This window comes from Pseudomonas sp. AC255 (assembly GCF_979258175.1).
In genome coordinates this window covers 5,765,047-5,790,626 of sequence record NZ_OZ409841.1, presented here as the reverse complement: position 1 = coordinate 5,790,626, position 25,580 = coordinate 5,765,047, and the positions used below count along the sequence as shown (strand labels likewise).

At 60.8% G+C, this 25,580-nt stretch carries 20 protein-coding genes, 1 pseudogene and 1 riboswitch; of the genes and pseudogenes, 12 read left to right on the top strand and 9 right to left on the bottom strand.

Translation table 11 applies throughout. From position 1 onward, the window contains the following. Positions 1-7: 7 nt before the first annotated feature. Together epd and tkt are read right to left on the bottom strand one after the other, a co-directional pair. The gene (gene epd / locus ACZZ0K_RS26110; RefSeq protein WP_252884951.1) at positions 8-1,060 is read right to left on the bottom strand and encodes an erythrose-4-phosphate dehydrogenase; all 1,053 of its coding nucleotides are present in this window, start codon (positions 1,058-1,060) and stop codon (positions 8-10) included. 166 nt (positions 1,061-1,226) lie between these two features. Beyond that, positions 1,227-3,224 (bottom strand): transketolase, encoded by a 1,998-nt coding sequence (tkt, locus tag ACZZ0K_RS26105; protein ID WP_150743450.1) that lies wholly within the window; start codon positions 3,222-3,224, stop codon positions 1,227-1,229. A gap of 259 nt (positions 3,225-3,483) precedes the next feature. Here tkt and ACZZ0K_RS26100 point away from each other — a divergent pair, with 259 nt between their 5' ends. The 4 genes from ACZZ0K_RS26100 (at position 3,484) to ACZZ0K_RS26085 (ending at position 8,079) form a co-directional block, all read left to right on the top strand. Continuing rightward, complete coding sequence (locus ACZZ0K_RS26100; protein ID WP_217849546.1) at positions 3,484-4,479, top strand: ArsR/SmtB family transcription factor; 996 nt, start codon at positions 3,484-3,486, stop codon at positions 4,477-4,479. A gap of 18 nt (positions 4,480-4,497) precedes the next feature. Then, positions 4,498-5,688 (top strand): methionine adenosyltransferase, encoded by a 1,191-nt coding sequence (metK, locus tag ACZZ0K_RS26095; RefSeq protein WP_024014624.1) that lies wholly within the window; start codon positions 4,498-4,500, stop codon positions 5,686-5,688. Positions 5,689-5,909: 221 nt separating this feature from the next. Further along, positions 5,910-7,586 carry an NAD-dependent DNA ligase LigB gene (ligB, locus tag ACZZ0K_RS26090; RefSeq protein ID WP_252884952.1) on the top strand — a complete coding sequence of 559 codons (1,677 nt, stop codon included), beginning with the start codon at positions 5,910-5,912 and terminating at the stop codon, positions 7,584-7,586. Positions 7,587-7,683: 97 nt separating this feature from the next. Next, a complete protein-coding gene (locus ACZZ0K_RS26085) occupies positions 7,684-8,079 on the top strand; it encodes a DUF1090 domain-containing protein (protein ID WP_016772779.1) in 396 nt (131 codons plus the stop codon). Between the two features lie 165 nt (positions 8,080-8,244). Here the strand turns inward: ACZZ0K_RS26085 and ACZZ0K_RS26080 are convergent, their stop codons facing one another. Then, positions 8,245-8,694 (bottom strand): c-type cytochrome, encoded by a 450-nt coding sequence (locus ACZZ0K_RS26080; protein ID WP_252884953.1) that lies wholly within the window; start codon positions 8,692-8,694, stop codon positions 8,245-8,247. Positions 8,695-8,822: 128 nt separating this feature from the next. Between ACZZ0K_RS26080 and mltA the strand changes: the two genes are divergently transcribed. Beyond that, positions 8,823-9,995: a murein transglycosylase A gene (gene mltA / locus ACZZ0K_RS26075; RefSeq protein WP_252884954.1), complete on the top strand. Its 1,173-nt coding sequence runs from the start codon at positions 8,823-8,825 to the stop codon at positions 9,993-9,995. Positions 9,996-10,085: 90 nt separating this feature from the next. Here the strand turns inward: mltA and ACZZ0K_RS26070 are convergent, their stop codons facing one another. Then, on the bottom strand, positions 10,086-10,469 hold the full coding sequence (locus ACZZ0K_RS26070; protein WP_024014628.1) for an MAPEG family protein: 384 nt from the start codon (positions 10,467-10,469) through the stop codon (positions 10,086-10,088). A gap of 347 nt (positions 10,470-10,816) precedes the next feature. On the opposite strand from ACZZ0K_RS26070, the gene ACZZ0K_RS26065 reads away from it, so the two are divergent. Further along, a complete protein-coding gene (locus ACZZ0K_RS26065) occupies positions 10,817-11,986 on the top strand; it encodes an MFS transporter (RefSeq protein WP_150743445.1) in 1,170 nt (389 codons plus the stop codon). A gap of 308 nt (positions 11,987-12,294) precedes the next feature. Beyond that, a complete protein-coding gene (locus tag ACZZ0K_RS26060) occupies positions 12,295-13,560 on the top strand; it encodes a cation:proton antiporter (protein ID WP_024014630.1) in 1,266 nt (421 codons plus the stop codon). On the opposite strand, the gene ACZZ0K_RS26055 is transcribed toward ACZZ0K_RS26060, so the two are convergent. Then, a complete protein-coding gene (locus tag ACZZ0K_RS26055) occupies positions 13,561-14,448 on the bottom strand; it encodes a formate/nitrite transporter family protein (protein ID WP_041476959.1) in 888 nt (295 codons plus the stop codon). 192 nt (positions 14,449-14,640) lie between these two features. Beyond that, positions 14,641-15,048: an acyl-CoA thioesterase gene (locus ACZZ0K_RS26050; RefSeq protein WP_071173389.1), complete on the bottom strand. Its 408-nt coding sequence runs from the start codon at positions 15,046-15,048 to the stop codon at positions 14,641-14,643. A 198-nt stretch (positions 15,049-15,246) separates the two neighbouring features. Next, a riboswitch (S-adenosyl-L-homocysteine riboswitch) is annotated at positions 15,247-15,345 on the top strand. A 23-nt stretch (positions 15,346-15,368) separates the two neighbouring features. Here ACZZ0K_RS26050 and ahcY point away from each other — a divergent pair. From ahcY to ACZZ0K_RS26025, 5 genes and pseudogenes are all read left to right on the top strand, one after another. Next, on the top strand, positions 15,369-16,778 hold the full coding sequence (gene ahcY, locus ACZZ0K_RS26045; RefSeq protein ID WP_016772771.1) for an adenosylhomocysteinase: 1,410 nt from the start codon (positions 15,369-15,371) through the stop codon (positions 16,776-16,778). A 159-nt stretch (positions 16,779-16,937) separates the two neighbouring features. Next, positions 16,938-17,783, top strand: coding sequence for a methylenetetrahydrofolate reductase [NAD(P)H] (metF, locus tag ACZZ0K_RS26040; protein ID WP_056786871.1), 846 nt, complete (start codon positions 16,938-16,940; stop codon positions 17,781-17,783). Between the two features lie 73 nt (positions 17,784-17,856). Continuing rightward, positions 17,857-18,939 carry a hypothetical protein gene (locus tag ACZZ0K_RS26035; protein ID WP_056786451.1) on the top strand — a complete coding sequence of 361 codons (1,083 nt, stop codon included), beginning with the start codon at positions 17,857-17,859 and terminating at the stop codon, positions 18,937-18,939. Between the two features lie 87 nt (positions 18,940-19,026). Continuing rightward, positions 19,027-19,838 (top strand): annotated as a pseudogene (locus tag ACZZ0K_RS26030) (substrate-binding periplasmic protein). A gap of 221 nt (positions 19,839-20,059) precedes the next feature. After that, the gene (locus ACZZ0K_RS26025) at positions 20,060-21,928 is read left to right on the top strand and encodes a DEAD/DEAH box helicase (RefSeq protein WP_252882809.1); all 1,869 of its coding nucleotides are present in this window, start codon (positions 20,060-20,062) and stop codon (positions 21,926-21,928) included. A 250-nt stretch (positions 21,929-22,178) separates the two neighbouring features. On the opposite strand, the gene ACZZ0K_RS26020 is transcribed toward ACZZ0K_RS26025, so the two are convergent. The 3 genes from ACZZ0K_RS26020 to ACZZ0K_RS26010 all read right to left on the bottom strand — a co-directional run bounded on the left by ACZZ0K_RS26020 (position 22,179) and on the right by ACZZ0K_RS26010 (position 25,446). Then, positions 22,179-22,757, bottom strand: a complete 579-nt coding sequence (locus ACZZ0K_RS26020) for a YceI family protein (protein ID WP_039757580.1) — start codon at positions 22,755-22,757, stop codon at positions 22,179-22,181. A 31-nt stretch (positions 22,758-22,788) separates the two neighbouring features. Next, a complete protein-coding gene (locus ACZZ0K_RS26015) occupies positions 22,789-23,340 on the bottom strand; it encodes a cytochrome b (RefSeq protein WP_041476792.1) in 552 nt (183 codons plus the stop codon). A gap of 336 nt (positions 23,341-23,676) precedes the next feature. Continuing rightward, the gene (locus ACZZ0K_RS26010) at positions 23,677-25,446 is read right to left on the bottom strand and encodes a flavin monoamine oxidase family protein (RefSeq protein WP_236167701.1); all 1,770 of its coding nucleotides are present in this window, start codon (positions 25,444-25,446) and stop codon (positions 23,677-23,679) included. Between the last annotated feature and the right edge of the window lie 134 nt (positions 25,447-25,580).

Below are 25,580 nucleotides of genomic sequence, written 5' to 3'. Positions count from 1 at the left end.
GCACTTCCTACGGTTTTTTTGAAGTTGCTGTTTGCAGATAGTGATCTGCAACGTCCAGCATTCGGTTGGCAAAACCCCACTCGTTGTCGAACCAGGCCAGGATGTTCACCAGTTTGGGGCCGGAAACTCGGGTCTGGCTGGCATCGACGATGGCCGAATGTGGGTCATGGTTGAAATCACAGCTGGCGTGCGGCAACTCGGTATAGGCCAGAAGGCCTTTGAGCGGGCCGCTGGTGGCGGCTTCGCGCAGGATCCGGTTGACCTCATTGGCGTCAGTCGCCGTGGCGGTCTGCATCGTGATGTCGAGGCAGGACACGTTGACTGTCGGCACGCGCACGGCTTTGGCCTGAATTCGCCCGGCAAGTTCCGGCAGCAGGCGCTCGATACCACGCGCCAGACCAGTGGACACCGGGATCACCGACTGGAACGCCGAACGCGTGCGGCGCAGGTCTTCGTGGTGATAGGCGTCGATCACTGGCTGATCGTTCATCGCCGAGTGAATCGTGGTGATCGACACGTAATCGAGGCCGATCGTCTGATCGAGCAGGCGCAGCAGCGGCACGCCGCAATTTGTCGTGCAGGAGGCATTGGACACCAGCAGTTCGTCGCCGGTCAGGCAGTCCTGATTGACGCCGTAGACGATGGTGGCGTCGACATCCGCTTCGCTGGCCATCGGCTGCGAAAACAGCACGCGCGGTGCGCCGGCGTCGAGAAAACGCTGGCCATCGGCACGGGTGTGGTAAGCGCCGGAGCACTCAAGCACCAGATCGACGCCCAGCGACGCCCAATCGATGCCTTCGGGGGTGGCACTGCGCAGGACCTTCACGCAGTCGCCATTGATATGCAGACAATCGCCTTCAACCCGCACTTCGCCGGGAAAGCGGCCGTGGGTGGAGTCGAAGCGTGTCAGGTATTCGATGCTGGCCATGTCGGCCAGATCGTTGATCGCGACAATTTCAAACCCGGCTTTCTCGCCTCGCTCAAACAACGCACGCAAGACGCAACGACCAATGCGGCCGTAGCCGTTGAGTGCAACTTTGTAGGGACGCGGTTGAGGCATGGGGTTCTCGATAGATTCGCTAACAACACAACCCCATGTAGGAGCTGACGAGTGAAACGAGGCTGCGATCTTTTGATCTTGTTTTTAAGATCAAGATCAAAAGATCGCAGCCTTCGGCAGCTCCTACAGGGGAACGCGGCGGCCAGGGCCACCGCATTCGTACTGCTTAGTCTTCCAGCAGCTCTTCAGCCTGACCGAGGATGTTTTCCAGGGTGAAGCCGAACTCTTCGAACAATGCCGAAGCCGGCGCCGACTCACCGTAGGTGGTCATGCCGATCACACGACCTTCCAGACCCACGTACTTGAACCAGAAATCGGCGTGGGCCGCTTCGATGGCGATACGCGCGCTGACCTGCAATGGCAGAACCGACTGCTTGTACTCCGCATCCTGAGCATCGAACGCGCTGGTGCAAGGCATCGAAACCACGCGAACTTTGCGGCCCTGCTCGGTCAGTTTGTCGAAGGCCTGTACGGCCAGACCGACTTCCGAACCGGTGGCGATCAGGATCAGCTCAGGCTCGCCTGCGCAATCCTTGAGCACATAACCGCCACGGCTGATGTTGGCAATCTGGCCAGCATCGCGTTCCTGGTGCTGCAGGTTCTGCCGGGAGAAGATCAGCGCCGACGGGCCGTCCTTGCGCTCCAGCGCGTTTTTCCAGGCCACTGCCGATTCCACGGCATCGGCTGGACGCCAGGTGTCGAGGTTCGGCGTGCTGCGCAGGCTGGTCAATTGCTCGATCGGCTGGTGCGTCGGGCCGTCTTCGCCCAGACCGATAGAGTCGTGGGTGTACACGTGGATCACGCGCTTCTTCATCAAAGCCGACATACGTACGGCGTTGCGTGCGTATTCCATGAACATCAGGAAGGTCGCGCCGTAAGGCACCAGACCGCCGTGCAGGGCGACGCCGTTCATGATCGCGGTCATGCCGAACTCGCGCACGCCGTAGTACATGTAGTTGCCGCTGGCATCTTCAGCGCTGACGCCTTTGCAGCCTTTCCACAGGGTCAGGTTGGAACCGGCGAGGTCAGCCGAACCGCCAAGCATTTCCGGCAGCAGCGGGCCGAAAGCGTTGAGGGTGTTCTGGCTGGCTTTGCGGCTGGCGATGGTTTCGCCCTTGGCGGCGACTTCGGCGATGTAAGCCGAGGCTTTTTCCGAGAAGTCGGCCGGCAGTTCGCCGCTCAGACGACGGATCAGCTCGTTGGCTTCAGTCGGGAATGCAGCGGAGTAGGCGGCGAAACGCTGATCCCACTCGGCTTCGACCGCGCGGCCAGCTTCTTTGGCGTCCCACTCGGCATAGATCTCGGCCGGAATTTCGAACGGGCCGTAGTTCCAGTTCAGCGCCTGACGGGTCAGGGCGATTTCCGCGTCACCCAGTGGGGCGCCGTGGCAATCTTCCTTGCCCTGCTTGTTCGGCGAACCGAAACCGATGGTGGTCTTGCAGCAGATCAGCGTCGGTTGAGCGCTCTTGCGTGCGGTTTCGATGGCGGTCTTGATCTCTTCCGGATCGTGGCCGTCGACGTTGCGGATCACCTGCCAGTTGTAGGCTTCGAAACGCTTCGGCGTGTCATCGGTGAACCAGCCTTCGACTTCACCGTCGATGGAAATGCCGTTGTCATCGTAGAAGGCAATCAGCTTGCCCAGGCCCAGCGTGCCGGCCAGGGAGGCGACCTCGTGGGAAATGCCTTCCATCATGCAGCCATCACCGAGGAACACGTAGGTGTGGTGATCAACGATGTTGTGGCCGGGACGGTTGAACTGCGCGCCCATGACTTTTTCAGCCAGGGCGAAACCGACGGCGTTGGCCAGACCCTGACCCAGCGGGCCGGTGGTGGTTTCGACGCCCGGGGTGTAACCGAATTCCGGGTGGCCTGGAGTGCGGCTGTGCAGTTGACGGAACTGCTTGAGGTCGTCGATCGACAGGTCGTAGCCGGTCAGGTGCAGCAGCGAGTAGATCAACATCGAGCCGTGGCCGTTGGACAGCACGAAGCGGTCACGGTCGGCGAACGACGGGTTGCTCGGGTTGTGCTTGAGGTAGTCGCGCCACAGCACTTCGGCAATATCTGCCATACCCATAGGGGCACCGGGATGGCCGCTGTTGGCTTTTTGCACGGCATCCATGCTGAGGGCACGAATGGCGTTGGCACGCTCACGACGGCTAGGCATCGCTGATCTCCTGGGTGTGAATAGACTGAAACGGAAAAAAGGAGGGCATTTTCCCTCACCCATGCGCCTCGGGGCAATGACAGATAGTCATCGGCAGGCGTTTTTCCAATCGATAGCACAGGTTTCGCTTGGTGAAACCTTTCCGCTATTCGTTTGTAGAGACTGCCGTCCGCCGAGAAGTGCCATTTATCGAGCAATATCAAAACTTTTTGATATTGACCTTGCGGTGCCTTGCCCCCGTCTCTAGACTGCCAGCCCTATGAACTTACGCGTGCCTTCCATTCGCCATGACGATTGCGACGAGCTGGCGGCCCTGTGCAAGGCCGGCGGCGATCCGCTGCGGCTGAATGTATTGCGCGCGCTGGCCAACGATTCGTTTGGCGTGCTGGAGCTGGCGCAGATTTTCGGCATCGGCCAGTCGGGCATGAGCCACCACCTCAAGGTGCTGGCGCAAGCCGATCTGGTGGCGACACGCCGTGAGGGCAACGCGATTTTCTATCGTCGCGCCCTGCCCCACAGCGGATTGCTCGGCGGCAAGCTGCACGCGGCATTGCTGGAAGAAGTCGACAATCTGGATCTGCCCGATGAAGTGCAAGCACGCATCGAGCAGGTTCATGGTCAGCGTGCCGCCGCCAGCCGGGATTTTTTCGCCCGGGTCGCGGAGAAATTCCGTGCCCAGCAAGATTTGATCGCAGGCCTGCCGCAGTACCGTGACAGCGTGCTGGCCCTGCTCGACAAACTGAACTTCGATGGTGCAGCCACGGCCATTGAAGTCGGCCCCGGCGATGGTGCTTTTCTGCCGGAACTGGCCCGTCGTTTCGGCACCGTAACCGCGCTGGACAACAGCCCGGCGATGCTCGAACTGGCGCGTCAGGTGTGTGAACGTGAACAGCTGGCTAACGTCAGCCTGCAATTGGCCGATGCATTGAACGGCACAAGCCTCAAGGCCCATTGCGTGGTGTTGAACATGGTCCTGCACCATTTCGCCGCTCCGGCCGATGCGCTCAGGCACATGGCCGATCTGCTGCAACCGGGCGGTAGCCTGCTCGTGACAGAGTTATGTAGCCACAACCAGAGTTGGGCCAGGGAGGCCTGCGGTGATCTCTGGTTGGGGTTTGAACAGGACGATCTGGCCCGTTGGGCCACCGCTGCGGGACTCGTTCCCGGGGAAAGCCTCTATGTAGGCTTACGTAATGGTTTCCAGATCCAGGTTCGCCACTTTCAGCGACCGGCTGGCGACACTCACCATCGGTAAATTCAGGAAAACATCGAGATGAGCGAATACTCCCTCTTCACCTCCGAGTCCGTGTCTGAAGGACATCCGGACAAAATCGCCGACCAGATTTCCGATGCGGTGCTGGACGCCATTATTGCCCAGGACAAACACGCTCGCGTGGCCGTGGAAACCCTGGTCAAGACCGGCGTCGCCATCGTTGCTGGTGAAGTGACCACCAGCGCCTGGGTCGACCTGGAGCAGATCGTTCGTGACGTGATTTGCGACATTGGCTACACCAGCTCCGAAGTCGGCTTCGACGGCGCGACCTGCGGCGTGATGAACATCATCGGCAAGCAGTCCCCTGACATCAACCAGGGTGTCGACCGCGCCAAGCCTGAAGATCAGGGCGCCGGCGACCAGGGCCTGATGTTCGGTTACGCCAGCAACGAAACCGACGTTTTGATGCCAGCACCGATCACCTTCTCGCACCAGCTGGTGCAGCGTCAGGCTGAAGCACGCAAGTCGGGCCTGCTGCCGTGGCTGCGTCCGGACGCCAAGTCGCAAGTGACCTGCCGTTACGAAGGCGGCAAGGTTGTCGGTATCGACGCTGTTGTTCTGTCGACCCAGCACAACCCGGAAGTGTCGTACAAAGACCTGCGCGAAGGCGTGATGGAGCTGATCGTCAAGCACGTACTGCCTGCCGAACTGCTGAGCAAGGACACCCAGTTCCACATCAACCCGACCGGCCAGTTCATCATTGGCGGCCCGGTTGGTGACTGCGGTCTGACCGGTCGCAAGATCATCGTCGACAGCTACGGCGGCATGGCCCGTCACGGCGGCGGCGCGTTCTCCGGCAAGGATCCATCGAAGGTTGACCGTTCGGCTGCCTACGCTGGCCGTTACGTAGCCAAGAACATCGTTGCGGCCGGCCTGGCCGAGCGTTGCGAGATCCAGGTGTCCTACGCGATCGGTGTGGCCCAGCCTACCTCGATCTCGCTGAACACCTTCGGCACCGGCAAGATCAGCGATGACAAGATCATCAAACTGGTGCGTGAAGTGTTCGACCTGCGTCCATACGCGATCACCACCATGCTCGACCTGCTGCACCCGATGTACCAGGAAACCGCAGCCTACGGCCACTTCGGTCGTGCGCCGCAGACCAAGACCGTTGGCGAAGACAGCTTCACCACGTTCACCTGGGAAAAAACCGACCGCGCCGACGCCCTGCGTTCCGCCGCTGGCCTGTAATTCCCTGGCTGCTAGAAAGCCCCGCACGGTTCGCGCCGTGCGGGGCTTTTTCATGCCTGAAACATTCTTTAGATCCCTGTGGGAGCGAGCCTGCTCGCGAAGGCGCCCGCCCATGCAACGTCAATTCAGAATCCGGAAACACCTCGAAAAACACCCCCGGTAACGCATTTCGAATCCTCACCTACCCTTCAAATATTACCCCCGAGCAAGGACGCTCAACGATGCTCTTCACACTGCGCCTGTTGCTGGCTCTCCTGCTGGCACTCATCACCCTTGTCAGCCAAGCCAACTGTCCGAACTGGGATCATTCCCAAGCCCAACGCGAAATCACCAGCCTGCAAAACCGGATCGACCAATGGGACGACGCCTATCACCGCGAAGGCCGTTCATTGATCAGCGACGAACTCTATGACCAGTCCCGACTGCGGCTGAAAGAATGGCAAGCCTGTTTCAACCAACCCACATCCCCGCAGCCGTTGCGCACCGCGTCCGGCACGGTCACCCACCCCATCGCCCACACCGGTCTGGACAAGCTGCACAAAGTCGAAGACGTCGCCCACTGGCTGCGCGATCGCCAGAACGTCTGGGTGCAGCCCAAAGTCGACGGCGTGGCTGTCACGCTGATCTACCGCCAGGGGATATTGCAGCAGGCCATCAGTCGCGGTGACGGGGTCAACGGCCAGGACTGGACCGCCTCCGCGCGCAGGATTGCAGCCATTCCGCAACGTTTGAGGCAGCCACGGGATCTGCTGGTACAGGGCGAACTCTATTGGCGCCTGAGCGCGCATGTTCAATCACAGTCCGGCAGCGTCAATGCCCGCGCCACCGTCGCCGGGCTGATGGGACGTAAAACACTCGATGTTGAACAGGCCGCCGGGATCGGCCTGTTTGTCTGGGACTGGCCGCAAGGTCCTGTGCGGCTGCCGGAAAGATTGTCCGAACTTCAGACATTGGGGTTCGCCACAACCGAGCCCTATACCCAGCCCGTCACCCGATTCGAAGACGCGCAAAAATGGCGCGAGCACTGGTATCGCTCGCCACTGCCCTTTGCTAGCGACGGCGTGGTGCTGCGTCAGAGCCAACGGCCACCCGCCGAACGCTGGCAGGCCAAGGCACCTTATTGGGCGATCGCCTGGAAATACCCTTTCGCCCAGGCATTGGCCGAAGTGCGCAAGGTCAATTTCAAGATCGGCCGCACCGGGCGGATCACGCCGGTGCTGGAACTGCTGCCGGTCAGACTCGATGACCGCGAAATCAAACGGGTCAGCGTCAGCTCACTCAAGCGCTGGCAAACCCTCGACATCCGTCCCGGCGATCAGGTGGCAATCAGTCTGGCCGGGCTGACCATTCCGCGCCTCGACAGTGTCGTGCTGCGCAGGAGCGAACGGGCGGACATCAACATCCCCGATGCTGGCGACTACCACGCCCTGAGCTGCTGGCAACCGACGCCGGGGTGTGAAAGCCAGTTTCTCGCGCGTCTGACCTGGCTCAGTGGCAAGCAGGGCCTGGCCATGCAGCATGTCGGTCGCGGCACCTGGGAGAAACTTTTGGAAACAGGCCGTCTGAAACACCTGCTGGATTGGCTGACCCTCGATGCGTCAGAGCTTGCTAACATTGCCGGCCTCGGCGAGCGCAGCAGCGCACGGCTGATCGACAGTTTTCAGGGCGCGCGGCAAAAGCCGTTCGCTCGATGGTTGAAAGCGCTGGGCATGCCGCCGGCCGGACAGGCACAACTGGACGATTCGTGGCAGGCCCTGGCACAACGCGACACTGAACAATGGCAGGCAGAAGCCGGTATCGGCCCGGGACGCGCGGCGCAACTGAGCGCATTCTTTCGTGACCCGCAGGTACTGGCTTTGAGTGACACCCTGAAAGCCGCCGGAATCGACGGCTTCTGAACCTGCAATCCCCGCCCGGCGGGAACCCAACGGCCGGCCAGACGCTCCAACAGCGCAGTGCCCTCCCACCCCGATTGCCTTTGCACATGGAGCTTTTATGAAATTTCTCGCACCGCTCGCCCTGCTTACTCTTTGCGGCGTCATGGCCGCCCCGGTCATGGCCGAAGAAGACGGCCCGGGCCTGACCGGTTGCGCTGCCAAGAAGCAGGGCATCATCAATCAGATCGAACAGGCCAAGTCGCGCGGCAACATGGAGCAGCAGGCAGGCCTGGAAACCGCACTGCGTGAAGTGAACGAACATTGCACCGACGCCGGGCTGAAAAAAGAACGTGAAAACAAGGTGCTTGAGGCCAAGCATGAAGTCAGCCAGCGTCAAGCGGATCTCGACAAGGCCATGAAGAAGGGCGATCCGGAGAAGATCAACAAACGCAAGGAAAAGCTCGCCGAGTCGCGCAAGGAACTGCAGGAAGCACTGGACGAGATCGATAAGTAACCCAAGCCCTGTGGTGAGGGGATTTATCCCCGTCCGGCGGCGAAGCCGTCGCAAATTCGACTGGTCGGGTCCGACTGAAAAAACTCGGTTATATGGTTTTGGGGCTGCTTCGCAGCCCATCGGGGATAAATCCCCTCGCCACAAGGTACTCAGCAGCCTCAGGAATCAATGATCGCGAAACTCTTTATGGCAAGCACTGCAGGCATCCTCGACTTTCTGCACTGCCGGTCCGAGATTGCTGGCCTTGTACGGCTGAACCTGACTGGCGACCACCAGTTCACCGGTTGCCGCTTCGAGGGCGCGGGCCAGTTGCTGAAAACGCGCCTGTTTCTGCCAGACATCGTCCTTGGCGCTGGTGTGATCTTCCTCGCGCACCTGCGGAAAATGCTTCCACGGTTCATGGGCCAACGCATCAAGTCTGACCGCGCCCTCGGCAAATTTCGGTCCGTCGAAGGCAATGCGCCCGCGCAACATGCCGCCGAGGTCTTCGCTGGTCTTGAGCATCTGCTTGAAGATGGCCTTGCGCTGACCCAGCGGCGAATTCGGGTCGACGCCGCCACAGGCGGACAAGTTCAGACAGGCCAGCAATACAACAGCAATTGGTTTCAGAGTCATGATGGCTTCAGGTCGCGGAAATCGGCGGCCAGTATCCTCGGCTCACCGCCAAACACCAATAGCCCTATTAAAAATACGGGTTGGTCGAGCGCATGGAGCTCTCGGCCAATCGGCACAGGAATCACTCCATGAACAGCCGCTTCACGGCCTGGCGTCACCCGCTTATCGTCACCCTTCCACTGCTCGCCATCCTCGCCGGTTGCACAGGCGGCGACAGCGCCAAACCAAAAACCCATGCGCTGGCCACCTATTCCAGCGCGACCTGGGAAGCCTTGCCCGCTGTCTCCGACAGCGATCTGGTCGCCGGTTTCGGTTCCTGGCGCAGCGCGTGCACCCGACTCAAAGCCGACGCAGTCTGGGGGCCGACCTGCGCTGCGGCGGCGAATGTGCCGCAAAGCGCCGCCGAGATTCGTGCATTCCTCAAGCAGAATCTCGATGTCTACGGCCTGCGCGCCGAGAACGACAACCCCAACGGTCTGATCACCGGCTACTACGAACCGGTGTACCCCGGCAGCCTGACGCCCACCGCAACGGCGAACGTGCCGGTGTATGGCGTGCCGGAAGACATGATCATCGTCTCGCTCGACAGCATCTACCCGGAATTGAAAGGCAAGCGCCTGCGCGGCCGCCTCGAAGGACGCGTGCTCAAGCCTTACGACGACGCGGCGACCATTGAATCCAAAGGTGTGAAAGCGCCAGTGGTCGCCTATCTGACTGATCCGATGAACCTGCAATTTCTGCAGATCCAGGGCTCGGGCCGGATCCAGACCGAGGACGGCAAACAGTTGCGCATCGCCTACGCCGATCAGAACGGCCACCCGTACCGGCCGATCGGTCGCTGGCTGGTCGAGCAAGGAGAGCTGAAGAAAGAAGACGTGACCATGACCGCGATCAGCAACTGGGCCAAGGCCAACCCGATGCGCATTCCGGAACTGCTCGCCAGCAACCCGAGCTACGTGTTCTTCACCCGCAACCCGGACAGCAACGAAGGCCCACGCGGCTCGCTGAACGTGCCGCTGACCGCCGGCTACAGCGCGGCGGTGGATCGCAAGGTGATTCCGTTGGGCAGTCTGTTATGGCTGTCGACCACCAAACCGGATGGCACCCCGCTGGTGCGCCCGGTCGCGGCGCAGGACACCGGCGGCGCGATTGCCGGCGAGGTGCGCGCGGATCTGTTCTGGGGCACCGGCGATGCGGCCGGGCAACTGGCCGGGGACATGAAACAGCAGGGGCAGATCTGGATGCTCTGGCCTAAAGGAAAAGAGCTGCCGCAAGTGCCGCAGGTGGCTGACAAACCCTAAAGGCAAAAGATCGCAGCCTTCGGCAGCTCCTACAGGAGTATGCATTCCTCTGTAGGAGCTGCCGCAGGCTGCGATCTTTTGAACCTGCTTTCAGATCGACACAAAGAAAAACGAAGCAATCAGCCCCATCCCGATAAACCACACCACCGAACGCAGTGCAGCCCAGTCAGCCAGGTAGCAAATGATGTACAGCAGGCGGCTGGTGATAAACAGCACGGCCAGCACATTGACCGTCACCAGCTCCGCAGTGCCGACCAGATGCGCAACGATCACCGCAGCGGCAAACGCGGGCGTTACTTCAAAGCTGTTCAGTTGCGCGGCGTGGGCGCGACGGGCGACGCCATCGACGCTGTCGAGAAAGTCCCGTGGATCGTAATTGTCCTTGAGGCGGAAACCGCCGGTGGCCTTCGCCACGATCGTGCACACGTACGGCAGGAAAATCGCGATCAACACACACCACAGAGCCACTGTCATAACGTCGTCCTTTTTTCGATTGGAGAAATTGGCGAGCGGTCAGAACTTCATCACCAGCATGCCGATCAGCACCTGCCCACAGGCTAAGAGCAGCGCCCGGCCGAAAGGTTCTTTCAGGCGGATATTTCACGACAGCGTCTACGGTGAACATCCGAATCCGGAACCGATTAGTCAGATTACTGATTCGCCATGTGTCAGCAGCTGTTTATACTGCAACCCACCACGCCGTACTCAGCTGCACACCAAAAAACTCCAATAAAAGCTGCCTGCTCCGCTTTCTTCGAAAACGGTCGCTGGCACGCGTATGCCTGATCAAAGCGTCAAGACTACCGACAGAGACCTTGCGCATGCCCCTCGCTTTACTTGCACTCGCCGTTGCCGCATTCGGCATCGGCACCACCGAATTCGTCATCATGGGCCTGCTGCCCGACGTTGCCCGCGATCTGGCGGTGAGCATTCCTCATGCCGGGCTGCTGATCACCGGTTACGCCCTGGGCGTGGTGTTCGGCGCACCGATCCTGGCGATCGGCACCGCCAATATGCCGCGCAAAGCGACACTGCTGGGCATGACGCTGATGTTCATCCTCGGCAACGTGCTCTGCGCGCTCGCGCCGAACTACGCGACGCTGATGGCGGCGCGCGTGGTCACGGCGCTGTGTCATGGCGCGTTTTTCGGCATTGGCTCGGTGGTTGCCGCCGGCCTGGTTGCGCCGAACAAACGCGCGCAAGCCATTGCCATGATGTTCACCGGCCTGACCCTGGCCAACGTGCTCGGCGTGCCACTCGGCACAGCGCTGGGCCAATACGCTGGCTGGCGCTCGACCTTCTGGGCGGTGTCGGTGATCGGCATTGTGGCGGCGTTGGCGCAATGGTTGTGGTTGCCCAAACACATCGCGATGGACAAGGCCAATCTCGCCAGCGAATTCAAAGTGCTGGGCAAGGCCAACGTCTTGTTGGCGCTGGGCATGAGCGTGCTGGCCTCGACCAGCCTGTTCAGCGTGTTCACGTATATCGCACCGATCCTGCAAGACATCACTGGCGTCAGCCCCCACGGCGTGACGGTGATGCTGCTGTTGTTCGGCGTCGGCCTGACAGCGGGCAGCATGCTCGGCGGGCGTCTGGCCGATAGCCGCTTGCTGCCGTCACTGGTCGGCGTGGCACTGGCAGTTGTGGTGATTCTGGCGGCGTTCAGCCAGACCAGCCGTGCGGTGATTCCGGCGGCGATCACTCTGGTGCTGTGGGGAATTTTCGCTTTTGCGCTGTGCCCGATTCTGCAGCTGCTGATCATCGATCAAGCGCATGAAGCGCCGAATCTGGGTTCGACGCTGAACCAGAGCGCGTTCAATCTGGGCAACGCAGCAGGTGCCTGGATTGGCGGACTGGTGGTTGCCAGCGGCGCGGATCTGGCGGATCTGCCGTGGACCGGGGCGCTGGTTGGCGTGCTGACGGTGCTGACGGCGCTGTTGTTCATTTACCTGCAACGTCGGCAGGCGAGTGCGGTCAATGTGACTGGCTGATCGTGGTGTGTCAGATAGAGCCCTACCCTAGCCCTCTCCCGAAGGGAGAGGGGACTGATCGGGGGATGCTCGATACCCACGCCGACTTGAACGTGCATTGCTGAATCCATAATCGACCCGATCGTCCAGGTCGATGCACCTCGCCAGACACCTCGGTCAGCTCCCTCTCCCTCGGGAGAGGCCTGGGGTGAGGGGGTTGTTGAGCATGACGCGCCATTCGAATGTGCCCTCAGCCAACCCCGCCCCATCAAACCCCTGCGTCCAACCTCCGGTCGCGCTCCATTCACCCCTCATCCAAAGGACCCCGGATGCTTGAACTTGTCGCCGCTTTCATCTGCCTCACCACCCTCCTGACCTTCGTCAATTTCCGCTTTATCGGCCTGCCGCCGACCATCGGCGTGATGGTTACCGCCCTGCTGTTCTCACTGCTCCTGCAAGGCCTCAGCGTCCTCGGCTTTCCCGGCCTCGAAGACCGCGTGCAGCAACTGATCGGCCAGATCGATTTCGGCGACCTGCTGATGAACTGGATGCTCTCGTTCCTGCTGTTCGCCGGCGCCCTGCACGTCAACCTCAATGATTTGCGCAGCTACCGCTGGCCAATCGGCCTGCTGGCGACCTTCGGCGTGTTGATCGCCACCGTGGTGATCGGCAGCCTGGCCTTCTACATTTTTGCCCTGTTCGGCTGGCACGTGAGTTTCCTCTACTGCCTGTTGTTCGGCGCGCTGATCTCACCGACCGACCCGATTGCGGTACTCGGCGTGTTGCGTACCGCCAACGCTTCGAAGCCACTGAAAACCACCATCGTCGGCGAATCACTGTTCAACGACGGCACGGCGGTCGTGGTCTTCACCGTGCTGCTGGGCATCGCGCAACTGGGCGAAACCCCGACCGTCAGCGCCACGGCCATGCTCTTCGTCCATGAGGCGATTGGTGGTGTGTTGTTCGGCGGACTGATTGGTTATCTGGTCTATCGGATGATCAAAAGCGTCGAGCAGCATCAGATCACCGTGATGCTGACCCTGGCCCTGGTGATCGGTGGCTCGGCGATGTCCACCGAGTTGCACGTCTCGGCGCCGATTGCGATGGTGGTGGCCGGTCTGATCATCGGTAACCTCGGGCGCAATCTGGCAATGAACGACATGACCCGCCGTTATCTGGACGGTTTCTGGGAGTTGCTCGATGACATGCTCAACGCGCTGCTGTTTGCGCTGATCGGCATGGAGTTGTTGCTGCTGCCGTTCAACTGGCTGCACATGGCCGCCGCAGGTCTGCTGGCGGTGGCGATTCTGTTGTCGCGCCTGCTTACCGTGGCGCCGGCGATCCTGCTGCTGCGGCGCTGGCGCTCAGTGCCGGCCGGCACGATCCGCATCCTCACTTGGGGCGGTTTGCGCGGCGGTGTTTCGGTGGCACTGGCGCTGGCGCTGCCGCTGGGCCCGGAGCGCGACCTGCTGCTGAGCATCACCTACATCGTCGTGCTGTCGTCGATCCTGCTGCAGGGCCTGACCATCGGCAAACTGGTCAAGCACGCGACGCGCAACGAGCCGGCGAGCGTGGCTGAGCCAGCCCACCACTGATCATTTCTTGATCGACTGCGGATCGGGCTTAACAGCCTGATCCGCAGATTCCTTCGGCGCACCGCTTTCGCTGCGAATCTGCGCATGGCTGATCAGCGCGAAGATAAAGCTGCCGCCGATGATATTTCCTGCCAGCGTCGGCCCGGCGAACACCGCCCAGAAATCACTCCACGGCAACTCGCCGGCAAACACCAGATAGGACACTTCCGCCGATCCGACGACGATATGGGTGAAGTCGCCCAGCGCCATGAAGTAGGTAATGAGGATGATGATCCACATCTTCGCGCTCTCCATGGACGGGATCATCCAGACCATGGTGGCGATCATCCAGCCGGAGACGATGCCCTTGGCGAACATCTGACTGGCGCTGTGTTCCATGACCTTGCGGCCGATCTCGAGGAAGGCGACGTCGGTCTTGCTGTCGAAAATCGGCAGTTCCAGCATCACGTAGGCGACCAGAATCGTCCCGCAGAGGTTGCCGACCAGTACCACTGTCCACAGACGGATCAGTCGCAGGAAGTTCTTCAGCGTCGGCTTGGTCATCACCGGCAGCACGGCGGTCAAGGTGTTCTCGGTGAACAGCTGCTGGCGGGCAAGGATCACCGCGAGGAAACCGGCACAGTAGCCGAAACTGGCGATCACCTTGAATTCGTCTCCGTCGGGCAGGCGCGAATTGAGCAGGCCCATGCCCATCAGGGACAGGCCCATGGTCAATCCTGCCGCCAGCGCCGACCACCACAGCGCGGCAATGCTGCGCTCCAGTTCCTGGTCGCCCTGGGTGCGGATGATTTCATGCAGAACGGCCGCGCGCGGCGGCTGGCTCTTCTCGACTTCGTGCTGCTCCTTGGCCGAGAGGTCGGGGGTCTTTTCGCTGGTGGGGGTGGTCATGGCGTGGCAACCGGTGGGGGGCGATGTAGCTACGACCGTTGCGCTTGGGAATACGTTCTGTAGGCGCGGCGCAAATCTCTGGATGCACGCCAATCCAGGGTAGGAGCTGCCGAAGGCTGCGATCTTTTGATTTTGATTTTCAGAAACAAGATCAAAAGATCGCAGCCTTCGGCAGCTCCTACAGGGCTCGCATTACTCGCTGACGGCTTCGTCATCCTTGAACTGGTCTTTCACATATTTGATCTCGGTACGCCCGTGCGGCGCCGGCAGGCCGTCTTCGCCGAGGTTGACGAACACCATTTTCTCGACGGTCAGGATGCTCTTGCGGGTGATCTTGTTGCGCACTTCGCAGGTCAGGGTGATCGAGGTGCGGCCGAATTCGGTGGCGGTGATGCCCAGTTCGATGATGTCGCCCTGGCGCGAGGCGCTGACGAAGTTGATTTCCGAGATGTACTTGGTCACCACGCGCTGGTTGCCCAGTTGCACGATGGCGTAGATCGCCGCTTCTTCATCGATCCAGCGCAGCAGGCTGCCGCCGAACAGGGTGCCGTTGGGGTTGAGGTCTTCAGGTTTAACCCATTTGCGGGTGTGGAAATTCATGTTCACTCCTGAGCGCTTGCCGAAAGATGTGCCCATCTTGGCAGACTGCTCAGTCAGGCTCCAGGCAGCTGCGACTATGGTCGCCATTGGCGATCTTCATCTGGCCGACAGAAACCCTTTGGAAGATCAGCCCGGGCGGCTATAATCGCCCCCGTTTCAAAAAACGGTAACGTTCATTGGCTACCGTTTTCCCGCCACCTGTCCGAGGGGCGCTGCAGCAGGTTCGACCTGTCAGGCTCGGATGGGGCGTTGACCGGCTCACGCCGGACACTAAACGCACAACGGCGCCCATTCGCATACATTACGAATGGAGGCTCTTCATGAGCGCTGTCAACACGCCTGCCGATTTTACCGATTACAAAGTTGCCGACATGTCCCTGGCTGCCTGGGGCCGTCGCGAAACCATCATCGCCGAATCGGAAATGCCTGCCCTGATGGGTCTGCGCCGCAAATACGCTGCCGAACAGCCGCTCAAGGGCGCGAAAATCCTCGGCTGCATCCACATGACCATTCAGACCGCCGTGCTGATCGAAACCCTGGTTGCCCTGGGTGCCGAAGTACGCTGGTCGTCCTGCAACATTTTCTCCACTCAGGATCAGGCCGCTGCCGCTATCGCTGCCGCCGGTATCCCGGTGTTCGCCTGGAAAGGCGAGACTGAAGAAGAGTACGAGTGGTGCCTGGAGCAGACCATCCTCAAGGATGGCCAGCCATGGGACGCCAACATGATCCTCGACGACGGCGGCGACCTGACCGAGCTGCTGCACAAGAAATACCCGCAAGTGCTCGATCGCGTTCACGGCGTGACCGAAGAAACCACCACTGGTGTACACCGTCTGCTGGACATGCTGGCCAAGGGCGAGCTGAAGATCCCGGCGATCAACGTCAACGACTCGGTGACCAAGTCCAAGAACGACAACAAGTACGGCTGCCGTCACAGCCTGAACGATGCGATCAAGCGCGGCACCGACCACCTGCTGTCCGGCAAGCAAGCGCTGGTCATCGGTTACGGTGACGTGGGCAAGGGCTCGGCCCAGTCGCTGCGTCAGGAAGGCATGATCGTTAAAGTCTCCGAAGTTGACCCGATCTGCGCCATGCAAGCCTGCATGGACGGTTTCGAACTGGTGTCGCCATTCATCGACGGTATCAACGACGGTTCCGAAGCGAGCATCGACAAAGCGCTGCTGGGCAAGATCGACCTGATCGTGACCACCACCGGTAACGTCAATGTTTGCGACGCGAACATGCTCAAAGCCCTGAAGAAGCGCGCCGTGGTCTGCAACATCGGTCACTTCGACAACGAAATCGACACCGCTTTCATGCGCAAGAACTGGGCATGGGAAGAAGTGAAGCCACAGGTGCACAAGGTTCACCGCACCGGTGCCGGCAGCTTCGATCCACAGAACGACGATTACCTGATCCTGCTGGCCGAAGGCCGTCTGGTGAACCTGGGCAACGCCACCGGTCACCCGAGCCGCATCATGGACGGTTCGTTCGCCAACCAGGTACTGGCACAGATCTTCCTGTTCGGTCAGAAATACGCCGACCTGTCGCCAGCGCAGAAAGCCGAGCGTCTGACCGTTGAAGTGCTGCCGAAGAAACTCGACGAAGAAGTGGCCCTGGAAATGGTTCGCGGCTTCGGCGGCGTGGTCACCCAACTGACCAAGCAACAGGCTGACTACATCGGCGTCACCGTCGAAGGCCCGTTCAAGCCGCACGCCTACCGCTACTAACAGGCGCTGAATGCTCGCTCTCCCTGTGGGAGCGAGCTTGCTCGCGAAGGCGGCTTATCATTCAACATCCGTGTTGTCTGACCCAGCGCTTTCGCGAGCAGGCTCGCTACCACACCGGATTGCAGCGTCTCGAAGGTACTTGTTTCCAAGGGTATGACCATGTCCCAAGACCGTCGCTACAGCTTCGAGTTTTTCCCGACCAAGACCGATGCCGGGCAAGAAAAGCTGCTCGCCACTGCCCGCCAGTTGGCCACCTACAATCCTGATTTCTTTTCCTGCACCTACGGCGCTGGCGGTTCGACCCGTGATCGCACGCTCAACACCGTGTTGCAGCTGGAAAGCGAAGTCAAAGTACCCGCCGCTCCGCACTTGTCGTGCGTCGGTGACAGCAAGGACGACCTGCGCGGCCTGCTGAACGAATACAAGGCTGCCGGCATCAAGCGCATCGTTGCCCTGCGTGGCGACCTGCCGTCCGGCATGGGCATGACCAGCGGTGAGCTGCGTCACGCCAATGAACTGGTGGAATTCATTCGTGAAGAAACCGCCGATCATTTCCATATCGAAGTCGCGGCTTACCCGGAGATGCATCCGCAAGCACGCAACTACGAAGACGATCTCGCCAACTTCGTGCGCAAGGCAAAGGCCGGTGCCGACAGCGCGATCACCCAGTACTTCTTTAACGCCGACAGCTACTTCTACTTCGTCGACCGTTTGCAGGCGCTGGGCGTGGATCTGCCGATCGTGCCGGGGATCATGCCGATCACCAACTACAGCAAACTCGCGCGCTTCTCCGATGCCTGCGGTGCGGAAATCCCGCGCTGGATCCGCAAGCAACTGGAAGCCTACGGCGATGACACGCGAAGCATTCAAAGCTTTGGCGAACAAGTCGTCAGCGAAATGTGCGAACGCCTGCTGCAGGGCGGCGCACCGGGGCTGCACTTCTACTCGATGAACCAGGCCGAACCTAGCCTGGCGATCTGGAACAACCTCAAGCTGCCGCGCTGAAGGTTTTCCATGCGATAAAAAAGGCCCTCACCGGGCCTTTTCACTGAAAAGCACAAATGGAATATTGTCGTCGATGATCTGCGCGCAAACAAAAACACGCCCTCAACTGGTCTATCTGGTTTTCGGTGCCGAGACTTACCATCAGGAAGCTGTTTTCAGCATCGCCAGTGCTCTGGCGTGGTTGCGCGAGACACCGGATGCCCCGATCGATATCCAGGTCTTCAGCGACAATCCGCAACCCTATGCACATCTCCCCGTACGCGTTCGCCCGCTGGACGCCGAAACGCGCCAGAAATGGAGCGAGCCCCACGGTTATCATTTCCGCATCAAACATGTCGCTTTGCGCTCGGTACTTGAAGAGCATGAAACGGCGCTGTTGATCGACACCGACACGTTCTTCCACTGCTCGCCGCTCAAACTGTTCGAGCGGGTGCAGCCCGGCACCCTGCTGTGCAACGACTACTACGCCCGCTATGGCGACAACAAGATGAGCCTGCTCTACCGCACGCTGTCGGCCACACTGCTGGACAAAGGTCTGACTGACGATCACATGCGCCTGCTCAACTCCGGCGTCATCGGCTTGCACCGCCAGGACGCTCACGTGCTCGACCGCTCCATCGCTTTGATCGATGAGCTGTTCCCGTCGGCACAGGGCGCCTACACCCTCGAAGAGTTCTGCCTGTCAGTGGCCGCCTACCGCACGCTGGACGTCAACAAGTGCCCGGATCTGATTCACCATTACTGGAGCCGCAAGCACCTGTTCAGGGCCAAGGTTCAGGCCTGGGTCGCCAAACATGGCGACAACCCGACCGGCGAGGCTGCACTGGACGACACCCGACGTGTATCACCGCAACTGCCTCGACCACCGCGACTGCAGCGGATGTTCTACAAGCTCGTCACGTTGCTGCTGCCGGCACATCTGCGTCAGTTCATTCGCGAAATCCTTTACGGCTGCTATGAACATCCCAACGAGTTCGATCAGGCGTGTGCAGCGGTCTGGTGGGACAAGGCGCTGGAAAACCAGCAGCAACGCATCGGCAAGCCGGTTTGCAGGCACTTGCTCAGGGACTGGTTCAGTCGCGGCCTGGTCAAGCGGATCCTTGGTTCGCGTCACGCGAAGGTCCACCAACACCTGCTGAAAACCGCAAGCAAATAAGGCCATCGCGGCCATTGCGCCCGGGGTCTGCGCGAAACATGCATGCCAGAGCTTCTCATCAGGCGTTTCGCGTACTAACCTCAGGCCATGCCCCTTATTGCCCAACTGCTGAGCGTTATTCTTCTGACTTGCCTGAGCGTCGCCGCTCGGGGGAGAAGTTGCGTATTGTCACCGAGCCGTGGGCGCCTTACGTCTACGAACAGGGTGGTAAAAACCTCGGTCTTGACTACGAAACCACCGCCATCGTGTTCCAGCGCCTGGGCATTGAAGTGGAATGGCAGTTCCTGCCGTGGAAGCGCTGCCTGTCGATGCTCGAGACCGGTCAAGCCGACGGTGCGCTGGACATCTTTCACAGCGCCGAACGCGACGCCACTCTGCTCTACCCCAGCGAACCGCTGTCCGACGTCGAATTCGTGATGTTCTACGCCAACGAGCGGCCGCATCCATTCAACACCCTCGAACAACTCAAAGGCCTGACCATCGGCACCTCGCCGGGTTATCTGTACAGCCCTGACTTCAGCCAGTCGGACCTGTTTACCCGTGAACCGGCGCCAACTCATGAAGCCAATTTCGGCAAACTGGTGCGCGGGCGGATTGACCTGCTGATTACCGATCGCCGCGTCGGTCAGCATTTGCTCGATGAACTGGATATTCGCGATCTGATCACGGAAAACCCGACGGTTATCAGCCGCCAGAGCCAGTTTCTAGCAGTTCGGCGCAATGCCGGCATGGATTTGCTGGTGCAGCGTTTCGGTGCCGAGCTCAAGCGTTTCAAGCGCGAACCGGCCTACGCGGAGCTCAGCGCGCGCTACGGTGCCGCGCCTGTCGATAGGGCATCACTGCGCTCGGCCACGGCCAGCGGCGAAACCGTTGAGCAGCAGGAAAGCAGCGCGCAGTGATTGCTCTGTTATACTCCGGCGTTCCCGCCAGGCTCACGCCCGGACGCCCGGAACCGTAACAGGCCTCTCGACCCGCTACAGCGCAGCTTCCAGCCCGCGCGAGCGCTCCTGACGTGCCTTCGGAACCGCCGCTGGACCGGACGGGATTGCGTCCTCTTAAACGTGATTCGCGCCAGGCAAGACTCCCATTGGGCCAAGCCCTAACTAAAACAGGATTACTCATGTCCTTTGCTTCCCTCGGTCTCTCCGAGGCTTTAGTCCGTGCCATCGAAGATGCGGGCTATACCGAGCCTACTCCGGTGCAACAGCGGGCCATTCCCGCCGTGTTGCAAGGTCGCGACCTGATGGTGGCGGCTCAGACAGGTACCGGTAAAACCGGCGGCTTCGCCCTCCCGATTCTGGAGCGGTTGTTCCCCAACGGTCACCCGGACAAATCCCAGCGTCACGGCCCGCGCCAACCGCGCGTGCTGGTCCTGACCCCGACCCGCGAACTCGCGGCCCAGGTGCACGAGAGCTTCAAGATCTACGCCCGTGACCTGAAATTCGTCAGCGCCTGCATCTTCGGCGGCGTCGGCATGAACCCGCAGGTCCAGGCCATGTCCCGTGGCGTCGACGTTCTCGTCGCCTGCCCGGGTCGCTTGCTCGACCTCGCCGGCCAAGGCAGCGTCGATCTGTCCCACGTGGAAATTCTCGTTCTCGACGAAGCCGACCGCATGCTCGACATGGGTTTTGTCCACGACGTGAAGAAAGTCCTCGCGCGTCTGCCGGCCAAGCGTCAGAACCTGCTGTTCTCGGCGACCTTCTCCAAAGACATCACCGACCTCGCCGGCAAGCTGCTGCACAACCCGGAACGCATCGAAGTGACGCCGCCGAACACCACGGTCGAGCGCATCGAACAACGCGTGTTCCGCCTGCCGGCCAGCCACAAACGTGCGCTGCTGGCGCACCTGATCACCGCCGGCGCGTGGGAACAGGTGCTGGTCTTCACCCGCACCAAGCACGGCGCCAACCGTCTCGCTGAATACCTGGACAAACACGGCCTGCCGGCTGTGGCGATCCACGGTAACAAGAGCCAGAACGCGCGCACCAAAGCCCTGGCCGACTTCAAGGCCGGCGAAGTACGCATTCTGGTTGCCACCGACATCGCTGCCCGTGGCCTGGACATCGATCAGTTGCCGCATGTGGTCAACTTCGAGCTGCCGAACGTCGATGAAGACTATGTGCACCGTATCGGCCGTACCGGCCGCGCCGGTCGTTCGGGCGAGGCGATCTCGCTGGTCGCGCCGGACGAAGAAAAACTGCTGAAAAGCATCGAGCGCATGACCAAGCAGAAGATTGCCGACGGCGATCTGATGGGCTTCGACTCCAGCACCATCGAAGCCGAGAAGCCGGAAGCCCGCGAGCGTCCGGACATCCGCAACCCGCGCAATTCCCGTGGCCCGCGTGGCGACGGCCCGAATGGCGGCGGCGGTGGCGGCGGTCGCAAGGACAAAGGCAAAGACAAGGGCAAGGAAAAGCCGGCCGGTGAACGTGGCGAGCGCCCTGCCCGTCAGCAGAAACCGCGCGAAGGCACCCCGAGCCGCGACCAGCGCCCAAGCCAGCCACCGCGTGCAGCGGCTGACCGTGCCCCGGACGAGTTCCTCGACGACGATATCGATAACTTCGGTAACCGCGTTGACTACGTGCCGAAGGCCGCTCCTGCCGGCGGCCGTGGCCGTCGTCCGGGCGCACCGGCGCAAGGTGCAGGCACTGGCGCACCACGCGGTGGTCAGCCACAGGGTCGCCAGAACGGTCCGCGCAACAGCAACGGTTCGAGCACCGGCACGCCACCGGCCAAACGCAGCGGCCCGCGCAATGGCGCTCCGCGTGACGGTCAGGGTCGTCGCGACGAATCCGCGCCGCGCAATCGCCGCCCGGCCCGTGACGATCAGCCTCGCAGCGAACCGGCCGTGCAGAATCCGCGCAGCAACGGTCCGAAGATCATGCACAAGGAATCGAAAGCCGACCGCTTCCCGACGCCTGAGCAGCTCGATCAACTGCCAAGCCGCCCGCGTGGCGAGAAACCAGCACTGCTGACCCGCAATCGCTGAGTTTCATACCGTCATGAAAAATGCCCCGACTCGAAAGAGCCGGGGCATTTTTTTACCTCGATTATCTCTGCCACACCGCAATACCCCTGTGGGAGCGAGCCTGCTCGCGAAGGCGGCGGGTCAGCTGAATCTTTGCCGATTGACACACCGCTTTCGCGAGCAGGCTCGCTCCCACACGGAATAGCGTGTTACAGCAATAAAAAACGCCCCCGACCTTTCGACCGGGGGCGTTTTCATGTGGCGGCGAAAGTTATTTCGCTTTCACACCTTCAAACGAAACATACAGCTCGACCGCGTCGGACTTAGGACCGAGGTCTTTCTGCTTGCCGAAATCGGAGCGCTTGATGGTGGTGGTGCCTTCAAAGCCGGCACGGTAGCCGCCCCATGGATCCTTGCCTTCGCCCAGGAAGGTGGCCTTGACGACAACTGGCTTGGTCACGCCCAGCAGGGTCAGGTCGCCGGTCACGTCAGCGGTGTTGGCACCGGTGGACTTGACGCTGGTGGACACGAAGGTGGCCTTGCCGAACTTGCTGGCGTTGAGGAAATCAGCGCTGGCGATGTGCTTGTCGCGCTCGGCGTGGTTGGTGAACACGCTGGCAGTGTTGACGTTGAACTCGATCTTGCTGTCTTCAGGCTTGGCAGCGTCGAAGCTGAACTTGCCGTCGATGTCCTTGAAGGTACCGGTGATGTAGCTGTAGCCCAGGTGGCTGATCTTGAAGTCGACGAAGGCGTGCTGGCCTTCCTTGTCTACTACATAGTCAGCAGCCATTACGTTGGCGGACAGCACGGCCGAACCGATTGCCAGAGCGGCCAGAGTCTTTTTCAACATGCTTTCTTTTCCTTTGAGTCGAGGTTGAATTTCAGGCTTTGCGACCGAGCATTCGAGTGAGGGTCGCATCACGATCGATAAAGTGGTGCTTCAATGCTGCCAACGCATGGAGACCGGAAAAAATTACCAGTGCCCACGCCAGCCACAGATGAATCACCCCAGCGGTATCTGCCTGATCCGGTAGTCCGGAGAGCAGAGCAGGGACTTCAAACAGGCCAAACACCGGGATCCCGACACCGTCTGCGGTGGAAATCAGGTAACCGGCAATCATCACAGCGAACAGCGCCAGATACAGAAACCCGTGGCCGAACTTAGCGCCGATACGGGTCATGCGGCTGTAGCTTTGCAGCGTTGGCGGCGGTGGGCTGATGAAGCGCCACAGCACCCGCAACACCATCACACCAAGCAGCACCAGACCGATGCTCTTGTGCAGATCCGGCGCGTCTTTGCGCCAAGTGCTGTAGTAATCCAGCCCAACCATCCACAGACCCAGCGCAAACAGCCCGAAGACCGCCAGCGCCACGCCCCAGTGCATGAAGATGCTGACCCAACCATAGCGCGAAGAAGAGTTACGTAGCTGCATTGCCCAAATCCTGTGAGAACTGCGAACCAAGACTAGCGAGTTATCTATCGAATTAAAGCGGAAAATTTTGCTTTGAAATATCGATAAATACGATCAAGAGTCTGGAAGTGACGAGTTAAGAAAAGATTAAAGGCAAAAGTGTGGCGGATTGTTGTCCCCAGGCAATGGAATTTGGGTGTCTGAGTTGGCCCCTTCGCGAGCAGGCTCGCCCCCAGGTAATCGCATTCCTACTGACAGTACTCGGTCAAATGTGGGAGTGAGCCTGCTCGCGATAGCGATCTTGCAGGCAAAAAAAGCGCGGCATATACGCCGCGCTTCTTCATTCACCGCAAAGCCTTACTGCGCCTTGGTCTCGGTCGTTGCAGCAGGCTTGGCCGCTGGCTTCTTCGCCGGTTCAGCCTTCTTCGCCGCCGGTTTGGCCGCCGGCTTTTTCGTTTCGGTTTTTGCCGCCGGTTTCTTCGCCGCTGGCTTGGCCGCTGCTTTCTTCGCTGGCTCGGCTTTTACCGGGGCCGCTGGCTTCGGTGCTTCCACCGGCGCAGGTGCAGGTGCCGGGGTCGGTGCAGGCGCTGGAGCGGCCGGAGCAGGTGCTGGCTCTGGCGCTTTAACAGGCTCTGGCTTTTTCTCGTCATCCGAACCGCCGAACAGGTTGCTGAAGAAGTTGCCCTTCTTCGCCGCTACCGCACCCGCCGCGCCTGCCGCAGCTGCAGCCGGAACCACTTTGGCCGGTTCGAACGACTTGCCTGCCGCCAGATCTTCAACCTGGCTAGCCGCGCGCTGGCCGGTGCGCAGTGCGCCTTCCAAGGTGCCCGGGTACAAGGTGTCGGTGTGTTCGCCGGCGAACGCTACGCGTTGCAGCGGACGTTCCCACAGGCGCCAGAACTTGCTGATCTGCCCCGGGCCGTAAGCCAGGTAGGCGCCGCCCATCGACGGGTCGGTGCTGTAGCGACGGATTTCATAACCGGTGAACGAGCCACGGGCCTGTGGGTAAAACGCGTGCAGACGGATCAGCACCTGATCGACCATCTGCTTGTCGCCGAACGCCTGCATCACACGGGCGTTATCGCCGGACAGGTTGATCACCACGTTGGCGCCGCCCTTCAGTGCCGGTTCGATCCAGAGCATGCCCAGACCGGTATTGCTGTAGATCTCGCCGGACATGCGCGATTTGCTTTCCCACACTGGCGTCTTGAACTTCAGCATGATCTGGTCGCGCCAGCCGTAGTTGGTGCCTTTGATCGCCGCCAGATGCTGGGCATCCAGCGCAGGGGTCAGGGCGATCTTGTTCAGCGCGCGCAGCGGTACCGCCAGCACAACGTAGTCGGCCTGATAGCCGACGCTGCCGACTTTGACGGTCACACCGTCCTTGTCCTGGATGATGGCCGAGACCGGCGAGCTGGTCTTGATGGTCTTGATCTGTTTGACGAAGGCCTGGGCCAGGACCTGGCTGCCGCCGACCAGACGCGAGGCGCGCAGGTCGCGGTCGGAAACGCCGCGATAGACGCGGTTCTGCTGAGCGAAATACAGCAGCGACAGACGCGAAGGTTCGTCGTAGTGGGTGCGAATGTCCTGGTTGATCAACTGACGCGCGGTGGCCGGCAGGTTCTGCTTGTCGAGCCAGCTCGATACGGTGATCTGGTCCAGTGCATGCAGGGTGGCGGTCGCCGCCGGGTTCTGCGGGTCGTCGATCGAGCGCGCCAGATCGTCGAGGGTTTTCTGGTAGCGCTTGAGCGCATCGGCGGTGGCTGGCTGTTTGGTGGCCAGATCAGCGGCGGAGAAATAATCGCCGTCGATCAGATAACCCGGCGTACGCACGAATTCCGGCGCCGGCGTGGTGCCGAGCTTGAAGGTCGACACGTACTTGTTCAGCACCGGCTGGGTCTTGTCGTTGCCGATCCACTCGCTGGTGGCCATGCCCGAGCGCCCGCCCAGGCTCGGCTTGGCTTCCAGCAGGGTGACCTGCCAGCCTTTGTTCTGCAGTTCGTAAGCAGCGGTCAGACCCGAGAGGCCGCCGCCGATCACGATCGCGGTTTTATCCTTGGCCAGCGCCGTAACGCTGAACAGCCCCAACATCACCAGCGCACAGGCGCGCAGCCAACCGACAGACATTCAGCGAACTCCGGAAAAACATGTGGGAAAAAGCAGTTTTGCGAGTCAGACGACTCAAAGAACCGCGAAGAATACGTTAGCCATCAAAACGCCGCCAGCGACGTCTATCGGCTCAGACAAAGTAGTTCAATCGA

What these genes read in the sequence shown, in the direction of transcription:
- epd (WP_252884951.1), bottom strand. Translation starts at nt 1,060, where the DNA reads ATGCCTCAACCGCGTCCCTACAAAGTTGCACTCAACGGCTACGGCCGC.
- tkt (WP_150743450.1), bottom strand. Translation starts at nt 3,224, where the DNA reads ATGCCTAGCCGTCGTGAGCGTGCCAACGCCATTCGTGCCCTCAGCATG.
- ACZZ0K_RS26100 (WP_217849546.1), top strand. Translation starts at nt 3,484, where the DNA reads ATGAACTTACGCGTGCCTTCCATTCGCCATGACGATTGCGACGAGCTG.
- metK (WP_024014624.1), top strand. Translation starts at nt 4,498, where the DNA reads ATGAGCGAATACTCCCTCTTCACCTCCGAGTCCGTGTCTGAAGGACAT.
- ligB (WP_252884952.1), top strand. Translation starts at nt 5,910, where the DNA reads ATGCTCTTCACACTGCGCCTGTTGCTGGCTCTCCTGCTGGCACTCATC.
- ACZZ0K_RS26085 (WP_016772779.1), top strand. Translation starts at nt 7,684, where the DNA reads ATGAAATTTCTCGCACCGCTCGCCCTGCTTACTCTTTGCGGCGTCATG.
- ACZZ0K_RS26080 (WP_252884953.1), bottom strand. Translation starts at nt 8,694, where the DNA reads ATGACTCTGAAACCAATTGCTGTTGTATTGCTGGCCTGTCTGAACTTG.
- mltA (WP_252884954.1), top strand. Translation starts at nt 8,823, where the DNA reads ATGAACAGCCGCTTCACGGCCTGGCGTCACCCGCTTATCGTCACCCTT.
- ACZZ0K_RS26070 (WP_024014628.1), bottom strand. Translation starts at nt 10,469, where the DNA reads ATGACAGTGGCTCTGTGGTGTGTGTTGATCGCGATTTTCCTGCCGTAC.
- ACZZ0K_RS26065 (WP_150743445.1), top strand. Translation starts at nt 10,817, where the DNA reads ATGCCCCTCGCTTTACTTGCACTCGCCGTTGCCGCATTCGGCATCGGC.
- ACZZ0K_RS26060 (WP_024014630.1), top strand. Translation starts at nt 12,295, where the DNA reads ATGCTTGAACTTGTCGCCGCTTTCATCTGCCTCACCACCCTCCTGACC.
- ACZZ0K_RS26055 (WP_041476959.1), bottom strand. Translation starts at nt 14,448, where the DNA reads ATGACCACCCCCACCAGCGAAAAGACCCCCGACCTCTCGGCCAAGGAG.
- ACZZ0K_RS26050 (WP_071173389.1), bottom strand. Translation starts at nt 15,048, where the DNA reads ATGAATTTCCACACCCGCAAATGGGTTAAACCTGAAGACCTCAACCCC.
- ahcY (WP_016772771.1), top strand. Translation starts at nt 15,369, where the DNA reads ATGAGCGCTGTCAACACGCCTGCCGATTTTACCGATTACAAAGTTGCC.
- metF (WP_056786871.1), top strand. Translation starts at nt 16,938, where the DNA reads ATGTCCCAAGACCGTCGCTACAGCTTCGAGTTTTTCCCGACCAAGACC.
- ACZZ0K_RS26035 (WP_056786451.1), top strand. Translation starts at nt 17,857, where the DNA reads ATGATCTGCGCGCAAACAAAAACACGCCCTCAACTGGTCTATCTGGTT.
- ACZZ0K_RS26025 (WP_252882809.1), top strand. Translation starts at nt 20,060, where the DNA reads ATGTCCTTTGCTTCCCTCGGTCTCTCCGAGGCTTTAGTCCGTGCCATC.
- ACZZ0K_RS26020 (WP_039757580.1), bottom strand. Translation starts at nt 22,757, where the DNA reads ATGTTGAAAAAGACTCTGGCCGCTCTGGCAATCGGTTCGGCCGTGCTG.
- ACZZ0K_RS26015 (WP_041476792.1), bottom strand. Translation starts at nt 23,340, where the DNA reads ATGCAGCTACGTAACTCTTCTTCGCGCTATGGTTGGGTCAGCATCTTC.
- ACZZ0K_RS26010 (WP_236167701.1), bottom strand. Translation starts at nt 25,446, where the DNA reads ATGTCTGTCGGTTGGCTGCGCGCCTGTGCGCTGGTGATGTTGGGGCTG.